We start from the raw sequence: 17,115 nt of genomic DNA, 5'->3' as shown, positions 1-17,115 counted from the left end.
CCTGAAATTAACGGCTTAGACTGGCCGCTGTTTTTTCACATCCCACGCAGAGCATACACCTATGTTTGACGTATATTGGATACAAAAGGAGGAGTATGCTATGCATCACCGAGATTTTCAGCCTAATCCGTGAAGGATGACAAAGCAGCCTATCATCAAAAAAGGCTGCCTTACCAGTAGAAAAGTCTACGGATGAGACAGCCTGTTCGTGTTTAATTTAAAGTAACCCCACGGTCCGTCTGCTTTTTTTGCAAGCGCAACGCCAAAAGGAAAGCGATGAGCAACAATCCAGCAGATACATCATAAACAGCCCGGACTCCCTGCCATTCAGCGATAGCCCCCATCACCAGGGCAGAAGCGCCAAAAACGAGTAAATCAATCGTCCACCGTTCCCCACAGAACAACCCCTGCTCCCAGCCAAGAAACGAGTAATCCCCCTGCGGCCCAGCCATCCATAAAGGCAATGGCTGCCCCAATCCGAACAACAGCCAGATCCACTCTCCCTGCTCTCCTACACCGCTGCTGACAGCTATTGAGGCTACAGCCAAAAGTATCGTCTTCAAGCCTTGCGACAGCACGAGCATCCCCGCAAGCGACATTCGCTGAAAAACCAGCGGAGCCAACAGGCTGCTAACAGATTGCGACGCCACGATGACAACCGGTATAAACGCCGTGTACATGCCAGAACCAGTTGCAGCATACATGACCGAAATAAACGCGACAATATAAAATACATCCCCAAGGTTGGCCAATGTCTGACCCGCCCAGAGACAAATAAAGCGTCGATGCCACATGAAGCGCACCCTCCTGTCGGTTCAGGACCAGCCTATGCGTCCTGATGGAATATGAAGTTATTCACACCGACTCGCCATCACAATGGAGGTGCACCTCTTTTCGCGAAAATTACCTTTTATTCTATTCCAGAATCAGGCTGTACAGATTTGTTTCGGAAAAAGCTGTAGTACACCCAGCCTGCATTAATAAACAAGAAAGCACTCGTCATGTAAAAGACTCCGCTAATGCTCACATAGCCTGCCAAAAAGCCGCCAATCATCGGTCCAAGCATGCTGCCGATACTGACAAAGCTGTTGTTATAGCCGTAAACGCGACTGACCATATGTACAGGTGTTGCTCTTCGCAGCAAAGCATTGACGGATGGAAGCAATCCTCCCAGCGACAAGCCTAGCAGAAAGCGAAGTGCGACCAATTGCCATACCGTATGTACGAGACCCTGTGGAATAAAGATGATTGCGGCCGCCAAAAGCGAGAACAAGAGCACCTTTTGCGAACCAAACCGATCTCCTAGACGCCCTAACTGTGGCGAGGCAAAGACGTTGGCTACCCCCATGCATGCCTGGACAATACCGGCCCACAACGCTACCTTTGCCCCTTCCGAACCGAGCAACTGCGATATGTAGATCGGCAGCACAGGGATAATGCTAAACAACGCAAACTGGATCATTACGGTTACAAAAAAGAGCGCCGGGAGTTCTTTGGAAGAGAAGATCATCTGAAAATCTTCCCGTAGACTCGACCGTTCCTTTTTTTCAGGTGGAACAAAATTCTCTTTCACCGTAAACGTAATGACCAAGGTCGCCAGTAATAATACGCAACCGGTAATCACAAAAATCATCCGAAAGCCGATCTTCTCCGCAAGAACGCCGCCAAACAGCGGTCCCATAATGGTTCCGGCTGTAATAAAAGACTGAAGCAACCCTGTTGCCCAGCCAATTCGTTCTTTTGGTACAGAGGATGCTACCAATGCGGTACTGGCAGGGATGATTCCCCCTACGAGTCCATTAAGCAGACGAAGGGCCAAAAGCTGCCACAGACTTCCCGCAAAACCGGTCATTGCCATGGTAATGGACATGAAAAATCCCGAGCGCAAAATCATGATCTTGCGCCCGTGCTTATCGGCCAAATTTCCCCAAATAGGCGAGACGAGGCCCGCCGTCAAAAAGTTGGCTCCAAAAATAATCCCCGCCCAAGCCGTGACTTGATGAGGGTCTTCAATTCCGAAATCCTGCTGAATGTAAAGCGGCAAAAAAGGCATGATCATGCTCATCGCCACCATGACGAAAAACAACGATCCGCAGAGCACATATAAATTACGGCGCCATATCTCCATCGGATTCCCTCCAATCCCATCTGCTTATCCCGGTTGCAGGTCGGATGTACCTCCTAAATCTTGCACACTCCACAGCCCATAGTATACTCCCTTTCTTTCCAGCAATTGCTCGTGGGTGCCTTCCTCAACGATTTGTCCCTCTTTCATGACAATGATTTTGTCCGCATGGGTAATCGTCGAAAGTCTATGGGCCACGATGAGCGTGGTTCTTCCTTTTGTCAATCTGGACAACGACTCCTGAATCGTATGCTCTGATTCCAAGTCGAGTGCTGACGTCGCCTCATCCAGAATCAGAATACCCGGGTCACGCAGGAAAACTCGCGCAATCGCGATTCGCTGCTTTTGTCCGCCAGAGAGCTTCACGCCGCGCTCTCCCAGCTCCGTATGGTAACCATTTGGTAATTCACTAATAAAGTCATGGGCATTTGCCGCCTTCGCGGCTTCTTGCACAGCATTGTCATCTGCATCAGGATTACCCATTAAAATATTTACTTTTGCTGATTCACTAAACAAAATATTATCTTGCTGCACCATCCCGATGTGGTGACGCAAATTTTGCTGCTTCACATCGCGGATATCGATGCCATCAATCGTAATTTTCCCTTCTGTCACGTCCCAAAAACGCGGCAACAAGCTGATCAGAGAGGATTTTCCTCCGCCTGACATCCCGACAATCGCAACCGTTTCACCAGAAGAGATACTCAGATTCACATTGTTCAAGACGAGAGGGCCCTCCTCCCGATAGCGGAAGGACACGTTCTCAAATCGGATTTCTCCGCGAATGCGTTTGGTTGCAGGGTCTACAGGCAGCTCCCCTGCGTTTGGCTTGTCGACAATATCGTACGATTCATCAATAAACTCGAACATCCGGTCCATCGAGGCAATTGCCTGTGTTAGTACCGTACTGGAATTGACCAGACGTCGCAGCGGCGTGTACAAGCGCTCCAAATAAGCATAAAACGCAACGAGCGTCCCTACGCTCATGCCTCCGCCTATGACTTGATACCCAGCATAGGCAATGACCAGCAGCGGTGCGATATCTGTCACCGTATTGACCACGGCGAAGGTTCGGGCGTTCCACCGCGTATGTGCCAGTGCTTTATCCAAAAACTGATTGTTCTCCTTGGCAAATTCCTTGCTCTCCTGCTTTTCTAATGCAAAGCTGCGGATGAGAGACATGCCGTTCACGCGTTCGTACAAATACCCTTGCAAATGCGCCAGTGCTGCAGAACGATCCTTTGTCAATTGACGCAAGCGCTTGTAGAAAAATTTGACAGAGATACTGTACAAAGGGAAAACGATAATCGCGACGATCGTCAGCTCAACGTCCATATAGAGCATGATCCCCATCGTCAGCGTAATCGTAATCAGATCCAACCAGAGATTCATCAATCCCGTTTCCACGAAGCTTTTGGTGGATTCGACGTCGTTAATGACCCGAGAGATGACCTCACCCGTTTTTGTGTTGTTGTAGTAGCGCATCGACAGTCGTTGTAAATGAGAAAACAATTGATTGCGGATGTCAAACAAGATACGACTGGATACCCACTGAGCATAGTATTGCCGGATGTACTCAACAGGGGCGCGAACGACAGTAAATAACAAAATGGCCCCGAGCATCAGCCAGAATAACTGTTTCAGCTTTTCCTCTTGAGGAAGCGGGCTCGGCAGCAGGTCATCAATGACGTATTTGATAAGAAGCGGCAGAGCAAGTGGGATCGCAAACTTAATAATACCAATCAATATAGTGCCCAATATTTGTTTCCAATAGGGCAGGACATAAGCCAAATAGCGGCGTATGCTCAACCATCATACCTCCTTTGCAAACAAGGAAATCCCTCCCCCGGTCATTCGGGAAAGGGATTATTCCTCATCATCTCGCACTAAAAGATAACGCTCGTACCAACGTTGGACGAAGCCGTTTTGAAAAGGGCCACGTCGTGCGCTTACCCAATCCAGCACCTCTCGCAATGCTGTCTGCACTCTTTCCACAACAAATGGAGGATAGTTCATCTGTTTGCTATGCAAAAGAAACTCCTCTTCGTCTAGAATCGAGTACGTCATATCGGGAAACACTTTTACGTCGAGATCATAGTCTATGTAGCTTAGCAATTGTCCCTTCATGCTGAAGGGCGAACCAATGTTGCAATAATAATAAATACCGTCATCACGAATCATGGCAATGGTATTGAACCACTGGCCTCTACCAAATGTACAAATGGCCGGTTCACGCGTACGCCATTCCCGTCCGTCTGCTTCTGTCACCTTGACCCGATCATTTCCCCCAATCACCACCGCATCACTGGTATGAATCAACGTAGATTTGTCCCATATGCGGTGCAACGAATGGTCATGTTTATAACTTTCTATGCGGATATTGGAGCCCGGAGTTGGTGACATGACTCTCCCCTTTCTTCTCTTCTCTATTTGAATGGGGACAAGCCTCCTTTAAGAAGAGAGCTTTTTGGAAAGTGTAACATATTTTTGTACTTCATAGCCAAGTGAAAGGTAAAACGGAAGGACTTCCGGATTTGATTGATTGACCATGATCAAGACGTTATTGACACCTCGTTGCTTGAAACGCTTTTCAATTGCTTCAACGAGTTCGCGACCAATACCTGAGCCTTGCATCTCTGGAAGTACAGCCAATCGGTAGAAATAGGCACGTGCTCCGTCGATCGTGCCAACCACGACCCCTACCACTTTGCCTTCAATTTCTGCAACCATTACCAGATCGCTGTCCCAAGCCAAATGCTGGGCCAAATCGTTCAATGACTCTTTGTCCGATTGGTCCAACCCCGTCTCCTGCCAAATACGTGTGATAGCCGAATAGTCACCGAGTCGAAACGGACGAATCAGCATGTGTTGCCTCCTTCGTAACCTTCTTCCTCTATTGTACAACACATGGACAACTTTGTCTTGTGTCGCCACACCACAAAGTCTCCAACTCCATACTCCATCTACAATAATTCATTATGTCAAAAGAGAAATACCGCCGTCTACAATCAATGTTTGTCCGCGAACCATCCACGCTTTGTCGGAAAGCAAGAACATCACAGCATTAGCCAAATCTTCCGGCTCCACAATGCGTCCTGCTGGCGTACGCTCTGCTGAGCTGCCGAGCAATTCTTCACGATTCGGGAAATGTTTGAGTGCATCCGTATCCACAGCTCCGCCAGATACAGCGTTTACTACAATATTATGCGGTGCGAGCTCGACCGCCAAATAACGAGTAATTGCCTCTACAGCTGCCTTCGATACACCAACCGCTGTATAGTTGTCGAGAACGCGAATGGACCCTAGGCTGGACAAGCTCACGATTTTTCCGCCGTTGCCGCCCTTGATCATTAGTTTTGCCGCTTCTTGCGCACAGAACAGCAGCGCCTTGCTGTTAATTTCCATGGTCCAGTCCCAATGGCTTTCTTCCAGTTCCATCAGCGGACGCAGTACACCCGATGCCGCATTGTTCACAAATACATCCAAGCGACCGAATTCCTGGTCAATTTCTGCGAACAATTCTTTGATTTTTGCTACATCCCCTACATTGGCTTTGATCAGATGGACACGAGCGCCCTTTGCTTCCAGCTCTGCTGCCGCTTCTCTTGCCGCAGTGCGGTTACGCAAATAGTTCAGCACCAGGTCATAGCCCTGTTCCGCCAATTGAAGAGCAATCGCTTTTCCGATTCCTCGCGTCCCGCCAGTAACCAGTGCTACTTTTTTCGTTGTATTCATAAAAAGATTACCTCCCAGCCTGACCAACTATTAATAGCAGGTACTAATATGTAAAAATCACTTATTCATTATACAACTCCACCTGCGCTTTTTCTACCTACGGAAAAAATCTGGGCATGACTTGATCCTCTCAACTATAGCCATACTAAGCTCGCGGTATCAGGCAAACACTACCACATAAGGAGGAATGGCAGGATGTACATAGGTCGGGAATTGTCCGAATTAACCATGGTGCCAATAGCTGATTGGGAAATGAATGAGCTGCTTTATTACCATCATAGTTTTTCACAATTGGCAGCTTACCTCAGTGCAGAAGGAGCCTCTCTTCACGTCAAAGTCATCCATGAGCTTGAATCCCGTGGGCCAGTGAATGGAGACAGCGGGGGATGGGATCATTCCTCGTCACCTATTTACGATTAAGTAAAAAACCCGGCTGCTCGTGTATGTAAACACGGCGCCGGGCTAATTTTTAGATACGGAATTTGCCGATCTGGTTTTGCAATTCCTCCGCGAGATGTTCGAGAGAAACCGCTGAGGAAGCTATCTCTTCCATAGAGGCCAGCTGCTCTTCCGCAGCTGCGGATACACTTCGTGTTCCATCAGACGCTTGCAGTGTCACTTCGGAAATATGACCAATGATCTCAACCACTTGCTGGGCCCTTGTGGAGAAATCACGTGTCGCTTCAGATACCTGACCGATTTTCTCAGCCACTTCATTGACGGCTGATTGAATTTGTTCGAAGGACTGACCTGCTTCGTTCACTTTTTCAATACCTTCCGTGACTTCACGCTTGCTCTGATCCATAACAAGCACAGCATGGCTTGTCTCCGTTTGAATCGCGGTGATCAGCTGACTAATTTGTTGTGCCGAGCTTGCGGATTGCTCTGCCAGCTTGCGTACCTCATCAGCCACCACAGCAAAGCCTCGTCCGTACTCCCCTGCTCGAGCTGCTTCAATGGCCGCATTTAGTGCGAGCAGGTTGGTTTGATTTGCAATAGCAGTGATCACATCCACAATGTTTCCGATTTCTTGGGAACGCGTACCCAGATTATCGACGACTTTTGCCAGACTGTGAATCGATTCGCTGGATGCATTCATTTGCAGCACAGCTGATTGAATGGATTTGTTTCCGGTTACTGCCAAGTCTGACGATTCCCGGGCTGCGGTGAATACGTTTTGTGTGTGCTCTGCGATTTGGCCAAGCCTTGCCGACATTTGCTCGACTGCTGCGTTACCCTCTTGCGTATGGGAGACTTGCTGCTCGGTTCCCTCCGCCATTTCTTGCATGGTCTCTGCGATCTGTTCTGTCGCTTTGCTTGTCTGATCCGCACTTGCAGCGAGCTGCTCTGCCGAAGAAGCTAGCTGCTGGACAGAATCATTCACAGAATGGAGCAAGGAACGAAGAGATTCCGCCATATGGTTAAACGCTTTTCCCAACGTACCCAGCTCATCGTCACTTCGTATATCTACTTGTTGTGTCACATCGCCTTGGCTCATTTTGTCAGCTGCTTCTGTCAACATGCGCAGAGGACGGAGTAAGGATCGCAAAATCACGTAAATGACTCCGCCAGCTACCACTAGTGCAGCAATTATAATCACGAGCATCGTGTAAAAAATCGGATTTGCTGCTTCTGCTGCTTCGCTTTCATACATCACGCCAACCAGCTTCCACCCCGTGTTTTCATTCGTAGTAAACACGGCTTGGACGGGATTTCCTTCGTGCTGAAATTGTAATCGACCTGACTCTTTTGCATATACAGTATCCACCCAAGACTCTGCAACCTCAACGCCAGCCTCCCCATTTGGATTGACTAGCATTTTTCGGTTTTTATCCAAAATAGCCATAAATCCTTGGGTACCGATTTTCGCTTGCTTGACCGTCGCGTCCAGCGCTGTCAGTTGAATATCAATTCCATAAACACCGGACTGATCAGGCAATGCCATTGCCATTCCCACCACGAGTTTGCCGGTAATGGCATCAATGTACGGGTCCACAATGATGGTCTTCCCTGGCTGCTTCATGGCTGCTATGTACCAATCTCTCTTTCGCGGGTCATATCCGTCCGGGAGCTTGGAATCGGTTGCCGTCATCATGCCGCCATTCACGTCCCCGATATACGCTTCACTCACTTCTGAGTTTAAAGCGAGAAAACGCTGCAATTTCTTTTTGGTAATCATCCTGTTCTCTTCCTGAATGTCTTTGCGTACAATATCAGCAGCGATCCACCCTACATTCCTTGATTGCTCCATCAGTGTCCGATTCAAAAGCGCGTCTACCAACCGAACATTTTCAGAGGCAGTCGTAAGCAATTCATTTGACAGCTCTGCCTTGGCACTCTGATAAGAGAGCAGCCCGAGCAAAAGCATAGGGATCACTAATATTGTGGAAAATGTAGCGATTAGCTTGAATTTTACAGTGAGTCTGGGTGTTTTCATTCGCTAGCATCACCTTTCTATGTGTCATATCCTATATTGATACCCGCTATATGTTTCATTGTAAACCCTCCTTTGCCCACCGAGCTACACATTCATTTATTATTTATTATTTTTTATTATATTCAGAATATACTTTCTTCTAGAAATAGGTAAAAAATCGCTTTACAACAAGAAAAAAATGCCATATTCTAAGAGTACGTTCCACCCACTACTACTACGGAAAGAAAGGAGGCAGCACCATGATGATGATAGCAATGAATGCAAATCCAGCTCTATTCGATCGTCTTGTGGATGTTCCAACTAAATATAGCAGCGCCTCCTGGGTCGACGAATTCCAGTAGTATTCGTACTCTTCAACATTTCCATTTCGTCCATTACCGACCACAGGCGTTGTTGCTTGTGGTCTTTCTATGTCCTTCAAAACGGCATGTCCGTTTTTGTTGCCAGAAGACCGCAGGCTTTCGCCCGTGGTCTTTTTCTTTCTCATCAGTTAACATTTTCCACCTTGAAAGGGGGTGATTGGTAATGGTACTGAACTTTTTGCTTTTCACAGTCAAGATTGAACGCAATAAGGAACAAGCAGAGAAACTTTTCGCAGAATCTGCTCGCTGTCGCTATCTCGAAGAACGCGCTGAAGAACATGCTTTTGAAGCAGCACAATTTGTGAGCCGCATTTAATGAACACCACTACTTGACCACAGGAGGGATTTTGTATGAAAAACAAACAACGGCGTCAGATGATGAGGTTTACAGGAGTCAAAGCGATAGATGGCAGCTGACTGCACCAAACTAACGGGATGGGAGGGATACACTCATGTACATTCCAATGATTTTCTTCACAGTCATTATCGAGAAACGGAAATTGACACCAAAGCAAATTGAAGCAAAATACATGCAAGAGCAAGCACTGAAACGTATGGAAGAACAAAAGCATCAGATCGTCACACAATTTCCAGAGTTTTTGATTCGATAACACAAAACAGTTTCACAAGGATCATGTCTGCGGGGGCATGATCTTTTTATTTTCCGATTGGTGGGATATCTCACTGCTTGCGTTACATCTGTCTGATGAAATAAATAAAAGCTGCCGAGAAATGCTTGCTCGACAGCTTTGCCTAATCGTTATTTTTGTCCCAACAGCTCGCGAATTTTTTGGTGCGCCATCGGGATGGTGTAAGCATCCAATTCCTCCCAAGCTACGTATCTTGCATGAGCGGGGAGCTCTTCCCCTTCGATCCAGTCACAGGACCATACTTGCATGTTCCACTGCAAATGGGAGAAGACGTGCTGCACCGTACCTAGCGGTTGCATGACTTCTACATCGATTCCGAATCGTTCACGCAAACCAATTGCAAGTGCCTCCTGCTTGGCAGCATCACTTTCCTGTTCGGTTTCAACAGTAGGGAATTCCCACATGCCGGCGAGTAGCCCTTGATCAGGACGCTTGTTCATCAATACTTTGCCGTCGCGAATGATAATGCCTACTTGCAGATCAACAGGACGTGGAGGTTTGGCTTTGCCTTTGACCGGCAGCTCTTCTGCCACTCCCTCCTGGCGCGCCATACAGTAGTCAAACACGGGACAGGTCAAGCATTGCGGAGTGCGCGGTACACAGACCATCGCTCCCAGCTCCATTAAAGCCTGATTGAAATCTCCCGCTCTTCCCTCTGGAATGACTTGGCGTACAAGTTGCTCGATTTTGATTCTTGTGGCAGGCTTGGCAATGTCATCCGTTAAATACAGCAGGCGTGAAAAAACACGCATAACATTTCCATCCACAGCCGGCTCCGCCTTTTCATAGGCAATGCTAAGAATGGCACCTGCTGTATACGGCCCCACACCTTTTAGTGTAGCGATCTCTTCTGGTGTATCCGGCACAACTCCTCCATAGCGAACCGTTACCTCGCGGGCTGCGGCTTGAAGATTGCGGGCGCGGGAGTAATAACCGAGTCCTTCCCACGCTTTTAAGACATCATCCTCGGGGGCTCTCGCTAAATCACTCACCGTCGGAAATTTCTCCATGAAATTCGCATAATAAGGTTTAACGGTCTCTACGCGTGTTTGCTGAAGCATGATCTCCGATACCCAGATGCGATATGGGTCTTTGTTGATCCGCCAAGGCAAATCCCGCTTTTGTGAGTCGTACCAGGCCAGCAAATCCTGGGCAAAGCCAAACACATGAAATTGTTCAGGAAGTGTATATTTCAAGCTTTCTTTTTTTCTTGCCATTTTCTTTTATTCTACTCCTTTTCAACCCAATTCCACGGGACGAAACGCCCACACATGGAGTTTCGCGGCTCCGCCGGAAATACAGTCGCAAAAGTCTTGGTCTGCCAATCGGTTTGCCTTGATATCTTCGTATATTTGAACAGTCTCGACCTCAAACGTTTCGACGAACAGACCGGGCTGATCCAAGCCCTCCATTAAGCGGTACTGATGTGCACCCAGCGCTTCCATTCGCTCAGCCATCGAGGCGAGCAATTGCAGAGCATGACTTCGTTTTTCAGTATCCAGCTTGTATTCAATGAAAACCGTTAGCATGCGACACGCTCCTCCTTCAACGATTCAACGCTTTCATCATACCCTTACCACCCCGTGCGAACAAGCACACAAATATTTTCAGAACGGGCGGGAATTAACCGTTGGCAAACGCTATAATAAACAATAAAAGTGGAAGGAAGGGAGGAAGACAACGATTCCATGGATACAGCCACACATTTTGCCATGGGCTTTGGATTGGCCGGGCTCGCCTATCTTGATCCTGTCGTAGCTTCTACTCCGTCACTTGCTGTGGCCGTCATGATTGGTACGGTCATTGGCTCGCAGGCACCTGATTTGGATGGCTTAGTCCGACTTCGTGGTACCGCTGCCTACATTCGCAACCACCGAGGCGTATCTCACTCGGTTCCCGCTTTATTTCTCTGGACTGGAGCCATTTTTGTTCTCATCCAGGCCATAATGCCACAGCCCCATTGGCTGCATTTGCTCGGCTGGATATTCCTGGCCGTCTGTTTACACGTCTTTGTTGACTTGTTTAATTCCTATGGCACAAAGGGCCTGTACCCGTTTCGTGACAAATGGGTGGCGCTCAACGCCATTTTCATTTTCGATCCGTTCATTTTCGCTGCTCATCTCGTCGGCTTTATGCTATGGGCAGCAGGCGCACACCCCGGACACGTCTTTTTATGGATATACGTGATCATTGCCGGATACTACTACTGGCGTTGTCAGGTGCAAAGACGTACGACGGAGCTGGTTCGCCAGCGAATCGGCAAAGCTGGTACCTTCACCATCATCCCTACTCTTTCCTGGACGTATTGGACCTTCGTCGCCAAGACAGAGCACCATTGGTATGTAGGTGAAGTCATCTCGGGGGACGTCGTCGTTCTGGACACCTTCTCCATCAAACCGGAAAATGAGCGGATTGCGGCAGCCAAGAAAAGTTACAAAGTCCAGTCCTTTCTAGCATTTACCCATCATGTGCATGTAGAAACAAAGGAGCGTTCCTTTGGTTATGAAGTCAAATGGATTGATCTGCGCTACCGCTCCCGTTTTCAAGGGAAAAGTCACTACATGTTCGTCGCTGTGGTCTATCTCGATTTTGATCTGACCATCCGCGATTCCTTCGTCGGTTGGATCCACCGTGGAGAAGAACAGCTTACCAAAAAATTGGATTCAAAACGCTCGTAATAAGACGAGACTGCCGCCCCTGCCAATAGAGGGCGTTTTTTTTTTGGCAATCTGACCCGTTCATTTTTGCCGAAATTGCACCTTTTCTCCTAGTCAAATACCAACTACGATCAAACTAACAACGACAGACTGGGGGACTCGGCATGATACCAATTCGTTATTCCAAGCGTACCATTACTGATCAGGAGCAAATTAACCAGTTTTTGCAAGTGGCAAAGTTCGGCCATCTCGGCTTGTCCAATGAAATCGAGCCGTACATCCTGCCTTTGAATTTTGCTTGGTGGAATGGCTGTATTTATTTTCACGGCGCGGATTCTGGCAGAAAAATCGAAATGATCAATGGCAACAACCGCGTATGTTTCAGTGTCTGCGAGGAGTACGGCACAATCGCCTCACCTGTGCCTGCCCATATCGATACGGCTTACATGAGTGTGTTTATCGCCGGGACCATTGAGCGTGTTTCTGAACCTGAGGAGATGCGCGATGCGATGCAATCCATGATCGACAAGTACGTACCCAGCTATTATTCAGAACCGTTGCCTTTGCAGCATGTCATCAAGTATCGTTCTTCGATGGGCAGTACAACCGCCATCTTCCGGATTACGCCTACCGTGCTGAGTGCCAAAGGCAATCCACTTTCTGAAGAAAACCAGTTCTATCCCGGCAGAAAAGTCGAGATGGATGTATAGTAACGAAAAAAGACACGCTCCTTTTTATAAGAGGCGTGTCTTTTGCTTGGCTGATCTTTACTTATTATACGGAGCACTCATTCCTGTGGAAATCGCGATTCGGTTCCAGCAGTTGATCGTATTGATCGCCATAATCAAGGCAACGTACTGGTTCTCGTCAAAATGCTCGCGAACCTGCTGGTAGAGCTCTTCTGAAACACCGTTAGCTGTAATGACCGTGACAGCTTCTGTCAAAGCAAGGACGGCCCGCTCTGCCTCTGTGTAAACCGCAGATTCTCTCCATACACTGAGCAAATAAATGCGTTGCTCTGTCTCACCGAGCTTGCGCGCATCTTGCGTATGCATATCCATGCAAAAAGCGCAGCCGTTAATTTGAGAAGCACGAATTTTGATCAGCTCAATCAGTTTTTTGTCCAAGCCGCTTTCATTCACGAATTTTTCCAGCTTGAGCATGGTTTGATACGCTTCGGGATTCACTGTACGATGATTGATTCTAGCTTGCATGATTCATCTTTCCTCTCCACTCGAATTTGCTTTCAACCTCAAAGACGAGTGAAGTATCGTTCTTGTGACGAATCATCCATTTTATTTTTGCAAATGGGCAAGCTTATCTGGATTGACTATCATGTACAAACGTTCAATGCGATCTTCATCTTCATTCATTGTAATCTGCACGATCATTTTCAGCTGACCTTCGGAGTAGACGGCGATTCCATCTTGGCCATTGATCGAGCGAATCTGCATGGTAGCATGAGAAGCCCACTTCGGCCATACCCCCATCCAGAAGGCAGTAATCCGCTCGTCCGAGAAGATGGGATGAATAGCGGCACGGACTTTCCCGCCACCATCGCTGACAAACACAGCATCTTTTGTTAAAAGGCCAATCAACGACTTCGCATCTGACTCGGAGATGGCCTGCATTAGCTGTTCTACCAAGCTAGAAGTCCGATTCGATTGAGGGACGATCGCCTGATACCCTGCTTCGGCCAGCTTTTTTCTCGCAAGGCTAAACTTCTTACGGCAATTTACTTCCGTCATTCCTAGCATCTCGGCAATTTCACTGTATTCGTAGTCGAGTGCCGTTCGGAGCACAAAAACGGCACGCAGTGTCGACGGTAGATTCTCCAAGAGTACAAGCAAGCCATACGACACTGCTTCTTCGGCAATCACCGTTTGCAAGGGATCATTGGTTTCTGAAGCGTCAAGCATCGGCTCCGGCAGCCATTCCCCTACATACTGCTCCCGCTTCCAACGGGCTGATTTTAATAAGTCCAGACAACGATTGGTCACGGCTTTGCACAGATAGCTTTTTACATGGTGAATGTCTTGGATGTCGGTACCTGCGAGTGCAAGAAACGTATCCTGTACAATGTCCTCCGCTTCCGTTACCGAGCCAGTCATCCGGTACGCAAGGGAAAACAGTAATGACTTATACTCCCGATAAACATCCCCCATGTGCACGGTCATTATTTTGTATCACTAAACTGCCAAAGGGTGTAACTGAGACTTCCATAACGGATGCTCATATGCAGGCGCTTTGCTGTACGTTCATTGTCGGCAGCTCCCATGACGTACACGAGCGGAACAAAATGCTCGGTTCCATACGCGGGAACAGCTTTTTCAGCATGTGGAGCAAGCTCGCGATAGTTGGCGAGATCCTCGACATTCCAGTCAGTCAATGTTGTTTGCAGCCAGTCTTCGAACTGCACCGCCCATTCAAAGGTACCACCATCGGACTCTCTCAGGTTCATATAGGAAAAATTATGGACGGTTCCGCCACTTCCGAGGATCAGAACGTCTTTTTCGCGTAGTGGGCTGAGTGCCTTGCCGATCTGGTATTGCTCCTTCACAGTCAGGTTCGGATTAACCGATAAGGCAACAACAGGAATATCTGCATCCGGATACATATGGCGCAGAATGACCCAATGTCCATGATCAAGTCCGCGTGTCGTGTTGAGAGCAACTGGCACGCCCGCTTCCTGAAGAAGGCGGACTGTTTCCTCCGCTATTTCTCGCTCTCCTTTTGCTGGATATTCAATCTCATACAGCTCCTGCGGGAATCCGCCAAAATCGTGAATCGTCGGGAAGACATCCATCGTTCCCACCATTTGCTCAAATGCTTCCCAATGTGCTGAAAACATGACAATCGCTCGCGGCTTGCGTGGAAGCAGACTAGGCAATTGGTTCAGTGCTTCTGTATAGGCATTGTTTTCTATGGCAAGTAACGGGGCACCATGTGCAATGAAAAAAGACGGCATCATATGCGTACACTCTCCTCTATACTTTTTAAACTTAGTTACTTTTTGTAAGTATTATATCGCATAATCATCATGGTTACAAGTGTATCCAGAATCGATGCCGTTTCTTTACTCTGAACAAAAAAGGCTTGCCGCTCCTAAAGAACGACAAGCCTTATGGTTGGTAAAGCTACAATTACTTCGCTGCTGCGAAACGCTTGCTAACTTCATCCCAGTTTACAACGTTCCAGAACGCGCCGATGTAGTCAGGGCGTTTGTTTTGGTAGTTCAGGTAGTAAGCATGCTCCCAAACGTCCAGACCAAGGATAGGTGTTTTACCTTCCATGATTGGGCTGTCTTGGTTAGGAGTAGAGCTGATTGCTACTTTTCCGCCTTCTGCAGTCAGCCAAGCCCATCCGGAACCGAAACGAGTAGTAGCTGCTTTTGCGAATTCTGCTTTGAAGTTGTCAAAGCTTCCGAAAGCCGCGTTGATTGCGTCAGCCAGTTCACCAGTTGGTGCGCCGCCGCCATTCGGGCTCATGATTTCCCAGAACAGTGTGTGGTTAGCATGGCCTCCACCGTTGTTGCGAACAGCAGTGCGGATGGACTCAGGCAGAGCATCCAGATTGCTGATGAGCTCTTCTACAGTTTTACCTTGCAGGTCTGCGTGTGCTTCCAGAGCTGCGTTCAAGTTGTTAACATAAGTAGCATGGTGGCGTCCGTGGTGGATTTCCATGGTTTGCGCGTCGATATGTGGTTCCAAAGCGTTGTGTGCATAAGGCAATGCAGGAAGTTGATGTGCCATTGTAACATTCCTCCTCAAATTATGTAGGTCAAGCTTACGACTTCATTATACTGCAAGGTAAAAAGTTTTTCAACAAATCGGTATGCAAAGTATATTAATCTATTTATTATTTCAAAGATTTCTATCTTGCAAACGAAAAGGAGCGTGCTAGACTTGGATTATTACAAACGAAGAGAATCAGGTGATTACTAGTGGAAATGGACTTATCAACGATCGTACTTCTCGCCGTCTTTGGATTCGTTGCAGCATTCATCGACAGTACTGTTGGTGGAGGCGGACTCATCTCCCTCCCCGCCCTGCTTGGTCTAGGAATGCCCCCGTATCTTGCTCTTGGCACGAACAAATTGGCTGGCACGATTTCATCTGCCACCAGCTCCTACACCTTTATCAAGAGCGGTAAATTTGACAAGAAGCTCATGCTGATCTTATTTCCCGTCTCGCTGATCGGCGCCTATTTCGGAGCGAAAACAGTTTTGTTCGTTCCCCAGGAGTTTTTGAAGATCCTTGTCGTTATTATGATGGCACTCATTTTCGTTTACACCCTTTTTAACAAACGTTTCGGACAAGATTCCAACTACAAAGGGCTGACCAAATTTACGCTCGGCATCGGGATTCCTTTTACCTTTTTAATCGGATTTTACGATGGATTTTTCGGGCCTGGAACCGGTTCATTCTTTGTTTTTCTGATGGTGCTTTTGTTTGGCTATGATTTTGTGATTGCAGCCGGTAATGGCCGAATTTTGAATCTGGCCAGTAACATTTCTGCGCTTTTTGTCTTCACAATGGAGGGCAAGGTCGTCTTCATGACTGGTCTCATCATGGGGATTGCGATGCTGTTGGGTGCGAACCTCGGTGCCAAAATGGCCATCAAAACGGGGGTACGTTATGTTCGTCCGTTGTTCTTGGTCGTATCCATTACCTTGATCGTGAAGATGGTGTATGAGTTGATTTTTACTGCTTGATTTAAAAAACCCTACTTGTACGTTGCTGTAGTGGTGGGGAGGAAACAGGAGAAAACGCTCAGCTTCTAGGGCCACCCCCTGGGGGATTGACTGCACGACTCCATGCAAAAAGCGAAACCGCGTCCAAAGTAGTCCATTCAGGATGTGTTTCAGAGGTGGACGCTTAAGAGCGTGTTTCGCTTTTTGCATTCCGTCTCGGTCGGTGTCCCTAAGATCTTCGCTTATTTCTCCTGTTTCCTCTACGAGCTGTCCGTTCCTAAACGGGTTTTAAAAGACGTAAAAAATGAAGAATGCAATCAGTTACGACAGAGAAGAATATTTCCAGACGTAGCGACTTGTGGAGTCCTACATTCGCGGGCAAAAGAAACGCAACGTGCTCGCGCTACGAAGCGGCTTCCACTTTTGCGTTTCCCCGCGAATCCCTTCGGAGCGGAC

General features: G+C 47.8%; 20 protein-coding genes. 6 read left to right on the top strand and 14 right to left on the bottom strand.

Going from position 1 to position 17,115, the window contains the following annotated elements:
* Positions 1-212 precede the first annotated feature (212 nt).
* The 6 genes from C7R94_RS03215 to fabL all read right to left on the bottom strand — a co-directional run bounded on the left by C7R94_RS03215 (position 213) and on the right by fabL (position 5,860).
* Positions 213-794 (bottom strand): MFS transporter, encoded by a 582-nt coding sequence (locus tag C7R94_RS03215; protein ID WP_233220466.1) that lies wholly within the window; start codon positions 792-794, stop codon positions 213-215.
* Between the two features lie 116 nt (positions 795-910).
* Positions 911-2,128 (bottom strand): MFS transporter, encoded by a 1,218-nt coding sequence (locus tag C7R94_RS03210; RefSeq protein WP_106778438.1) that lies wholly within the window; start codon positions 2,126-2,128, stop codon positions 911-913.
* Between the two features lie 24 nt (positions 2,129-2,152).
* Positions 2,153-3,934, bottom strand: coding sequence for an ABC transporter ATP-binding protein (locus C7R94_RS03205; RefSeq protein WP_106778437.1), 1,782 nt, complete (start codon positions 3,932-3,934; stop codon positions 2,153-2,155).
* Between the two features lie 57 nt (positions 3,935-3,991).
* On the bottom strand, positions 3,992-4,528 hold the full coding sequence (locus tag C7R94_RS03200; protein ID WP_007729805.1) for a DUF402 domain-containing protein: 537 nt from the start codon (positions 4,526-4,528) through the stop codon (positions 3,992-3,994).
* Between the two features lie 48 nt (positions 4,529-4,576).
* A complete protein-coding gene (locus C7R94_RS03195) occupies positions 4,577-4,990 on the bottom strand; it encodes a GNAT family N-acetyltransferase (RefSeq protein ID WP_007729804.1) in 414 nt (137 codons plus the stop codon).
* 111 nt (positions 4,991-5,101) lie between these two features.
* A complete protein-coding gene (gene fabL, locus C7R94_RS03190) occupies positions 5,102-5,860 on the bottom strand; it encodes an enoyl-[acyl-carrier-protein] reductase FabL (protein ID WP_012684763.1) in 759 nt (252 codons plus the stop codon).
* Between the two features lie 195 nt (positions 5,861-6,055).
* On the opposite strand from fabL, the gene C7R94_RS03185 reads away from it, so the two are divergent.
* Entirely contained in the window at positions 6,056-6,280 is a 225-nt protein-coding gene (locus C7R94_RS03185) for a hypothetical protein (protein WP_047073709.1), read from the top strand.
* Positions 6,281-6,329: 49 nt separating this feature from the next.
* On the opposite strand, the gene C7R94_RS03180 is transcribed toward C7R94_RS03185, so the two are convergent.
* Together C7R94_RS03180 and C7R94_RS30165 are read right to left on the bottom strand one after the other, a co-directional pair.
* Positions 6,330-8,297 carry a methyl-accepting chemotaxis protein gene (locus tag C7R94_RS03180; RefSeq protein WP_106778436.1) on the bottom strand — a complete coding sequence of 656 codons (1,968 nt, stop codon included), beginning with the start codon at positions 8,295-8,297 and terminating at the stop codon, positions 6,330-6,332.
* Between the two features lie 214 nt (positions 8,298-8,511).
* Positions 8,512-8,784, bottom strand: a complete 273-nt coding sequence (locus C7R94_RS30165; protein WP_199197914.1) for a hypothetical protein — start codon at positions 8,782-8,784, stop codon at positions 8,512-8,514.
* A 38-nt stretch (positions 8,785-8,822) separates the two neighbouring features.
* Between C7R94_RS30165 and C7R94_RS30160 the strand changes: the two genes are divergently transcribed.
* Entirely contained in the window at positions 8,823-8,975 is a 153-nt protein-coding gene (locus C7R94_RS30160; protein ID WP_012684760.1) for a hypothetical protein, read from the top strand.
* Positions 8,976-9,111: 136 nt separating this feature from the next.
* Positions 9,112-9,270 carry a YrzI family protein gene (locus tag C7R94_RS03175; protein ID WP_106778435.1) on the top strand — a complete coding sequence of 53 codons (159 nt, stop codon included), beginning with the start codon at positions 9,112-9,114 and terminating at the stop codon, positions 9,268-9,270.
* Positions 9,271-9,419: 149 nt separating this feature from the next.
* Here the strand turns inward: C7R94_RS03175 and mutY are convergent, their stop codons facing one another.
* Together mutY and C7R94_RS03165 are read right to left on the bottom strand one after the other, a co-directional pair.
* The gene (mutY, locus tag C7R94_RS03170; RefSeq protein WP_106778434.1) at positions 9,420-10,526 is read right to left on the bottom strand and encodes an A/G-specific adenine glycosylase; all 1,107 of its coding nucleotides are present in this window, start codon (positions 10,524-10,526) and stop codon (positions 9,420-9,422) included.
* Positions 10,527-10,547: 21 nt separating this feature from the next.
* Positions 10,548-10,838: an MFS transporter gene (locus tag C7R94_RS03165; protein WP_106778433.1), complete on the bottom strand. Its 291-nt coding sequence runs from the start codon at positions 10,836-10,838 to the stop codon at positions 10,548-10,550.
* Between the two features lie 159 nt (positions 10,839-10,997).
* Here C7R94_RS03165 and C7R94_RS03160 point away from each other — a divergent pair, with 159 nt between their 5' ends.
* Together C7R94_RS03160 and C7R94_RS03155 are read left to right on the top strand one after the other, a co-directional pair.
* A complete protein-coding gene (locus C7R94_RS03160) occupies positions 10,998-11,987 on the top strand; it encodes a metal-dependent hydrolase (RefSeq protein WP_047073702.1) in 990 nt (329 codons plus the stop codon).
* A gap of 143 nt (positions 11,988-12,130) precedes the next feature.
* Positions 12,131-12,676 (top strand): pyridoxamine 5'-phosphate oxidase family protein, encoded by a 546-nt coding sequence (locus C7R94_RS03155; RefSeq protein ID WP_106778432.1) that lies wholly within the window; start codon positions 12,131-12,133, stop codon positions 12,674-12,676.
* Between the two features lie 57 nt (positions 12,677-12,733).
* Here C7R94_RS03155 and C7R94_RS03150 read toward each other — a convergent pair whose 3' ends face one another.
* From C7R94_RS03150 to C7R94_RS03135, 4 genes are all read right to left on the bottom strand, one after another.
* The gene (locus C7R94_RS03150) at positions 12,734-13,180 is read right to left on the bottom strand and encodes a carboxymuconolactone decarboxylase family protein (protein WP_056490198.1); all 447 of its coding nucleotides are present in this window, start codon (positions 13,178-13,180) and stop codon (positions 12,734-12,736) included.
* 81 nt (positions 13,181-13,261) lie between these two features.
* On the bottom strand, positions 13,262-14,143 hold the full coding sequence (gene sigJ, locus C7R94_RS03145; protein ID WP_106778431.1) for an RNA polymerase sigma factor SigJ: 882 nt from the start codon (positions 14,141-14,143) through the stop codon (positions 13,262-13,264).
* A complete protein-coding gene (locus C7R94_RS03140; protein ID WP_106778430.1) occupies positions 14,143-14,937 on the bottom strand; it encodes a dioxygenase family protein in 795 nt (264 codons plus the stop codon). The genes sigJ and C7R94_RS03140 overlap by 1 nt, the downstream gene beginning before the upstream one ends.
* 172 nt (positions 14,938-15,109) lie before the next feature.
* The gene (locus C7R94_RS03135; protein WP_047073692.1) at positions 15,110-15,718 is read right to left on the bottom strand and encodes a superoxide dismutase; all 609 of its coding nucleotides are present in this window, start codon (positions 15,716-15,718) and stop codon (positions 15,110-15,112) included.
* Positions 15,719-15,909: 191 nt separating this feature from the next.
* On the opposite strand from C7R94_RS03135, the gene C7R94_RS03130 reads away from it, so the two are divergent.
* Positions 15,910-16,680 carry a sulfite exporter TauE/SafE family protein gene (locus tag C7R94_RS03130; protein WP_047073690.1) on the top strand — a complete coding sequence of 257 codons (771 nt, stop codon included), beginning with the start codon at positions 15,910-15,912 and terminating at the stop codon, positions 16,678-16,680.
* Positions 16,681-17,115 lie beyond the last annotated feature (435 nt).

Source organism: Brevibacillus sp. NRRL NRS-603, from assembly GCF_003013445.1.
GTDB classification, from domain to species: domain Bacteria; phylum Bacillota; class Bacilli; order Brevibacillales; family Brevibacillaceae; genus Brevibacillus; species Brevibacillus formosus.
This window is presented reverse-complemented; position numbering and strand designations above follow the sequence as displayed.

Excerpts from the sequence above, each read along its gene's own strand:
- C7R94_RS03215 (WP_233220466.1), bottom strand. The coding sequence starts at position 794 with ATGTGGCATCGACGCTTTATTTGTCTCTGGGCGGGTCAGACATTGGCC.
- C7R94_RS03210 (WP_106778438.1), bottom strand. The coding sequence starts at position 2,128 with ATGGAGATATGGCGCCGTAATTTATATGTGCTCTGCGGATCGTTGTTT.
- C7R94_RS03200 (WP_007729805.1), bottom strand. The coding sequence starts at position 4,528 with ATGTCACCAACTCCGGGCTCCAATATCCGCATAGAAAGTTATAAACAT.
- C7R94_RS03195 (WP_007729804.1), bottom strand. The coding sequence starts at position 4,990 with ATGCTGATTCGTCCGTTTCGACTCGGTGACTATTCGGCTATCACACGT.
- fabL (WP_012684763.1), bottom strand. The coding sequence starts at position 5,860 with ATGAATACAACGAAAAAAGTAGCACTGGTTACTGGCGGGACGCGAGGA.
- C7R94_RS03185 (WP_047073709.1), top strand. The coding sequence starts at position 6,056 with ATGTACATAGGTCGGGAATTGTCCGAATTAACCATGGTGCCAATAGCT.
- C7R94_RS03180 (WP_106778436.1), bottom strand. The coding sequence starts at position 8,297 with ATGAAAACACCCAGACTCACTGTAAAATTCAAGCTAATCGCTACATTT.
- C7R94_RS30165 (WP_199197914.1), bottom strand. The coding sequence starts at position 8,784 with ATGAGAAAGAAAAAGACCACGGGCGAAAGCCTGCGGTCTTCTGGCAAC.
- C7R94_RS30160 (WP_012684760.1), top strand. The coding sequence starts at position 8,823 with ATGGTACTGAACTTTTTGCTTTTCACAGTCAAGATTGAACGCAATAAG.
- C7R94_RS03175 (WP_106778435.1), top strand. The coding sequence starts at position 9,112 with ATGTACATTCCAATGATTTTCTTCACAGTCATTATCGAGAAACGGAAA.
- mutY (WP_106778434.1), bottom strand. The coding sequence starts at position 10,526 with ATGGCAAGAAAAAAAGAAAGCTTGAAATATACACTTCCTGAACAATTT.
- C7R94_RS03165 (WP_106778433.1), bottom strand. The coding sequence starts at position 10,838 with ATGCTAACGGTTTTCATTGAATACAAGCTGGATACTGAAAAACGAAGT.
- C7R94_RS03160 (WP_047073702.1), top strand. The coding sequence starts at position 10,998 with ATGGATACAGCCACACATTTTGCCATGGGCTTTGGATTGGCCGGGCTC.
- C7R94_RS03155 (WP_106778432.1), top strand. The coding sequence starts at position 12,131 with ATGATACCAATTCGTTATTCCAAGCGTACCATTACTGATCAGGAGCAA.
- C7R94_RS03150 (WP_056490198.1), bottom strand. The coding sequence starts at position 13,180 with ATGCAAGCTAGAATCAATCATCGTACAGTGAATCCCGAAGCGTATCAA.
- sigJ (WP_106778431.1), bottom strand. The coding sequence starts at position 14,143 with ATGACCGTGCACATGGGGGATGTTTATCGGGAGTATAAGTCATTACTG.
- C7R94_RS03140 (WP_106778430.1), bottom strand. The coding sequence starts at position 14,937 with ATGATGCCGTCTTTTTTCATTGCACATGGTGCCCCGTTACTTGCCATA.
- C7R94_RS03135 (WP_047073692.1), bottom strand. The coding sequence starts at position 15,718 with ATGGCACATCAACTTCCTGCATTGCCTTATGCACACAACGCTTTGGAA.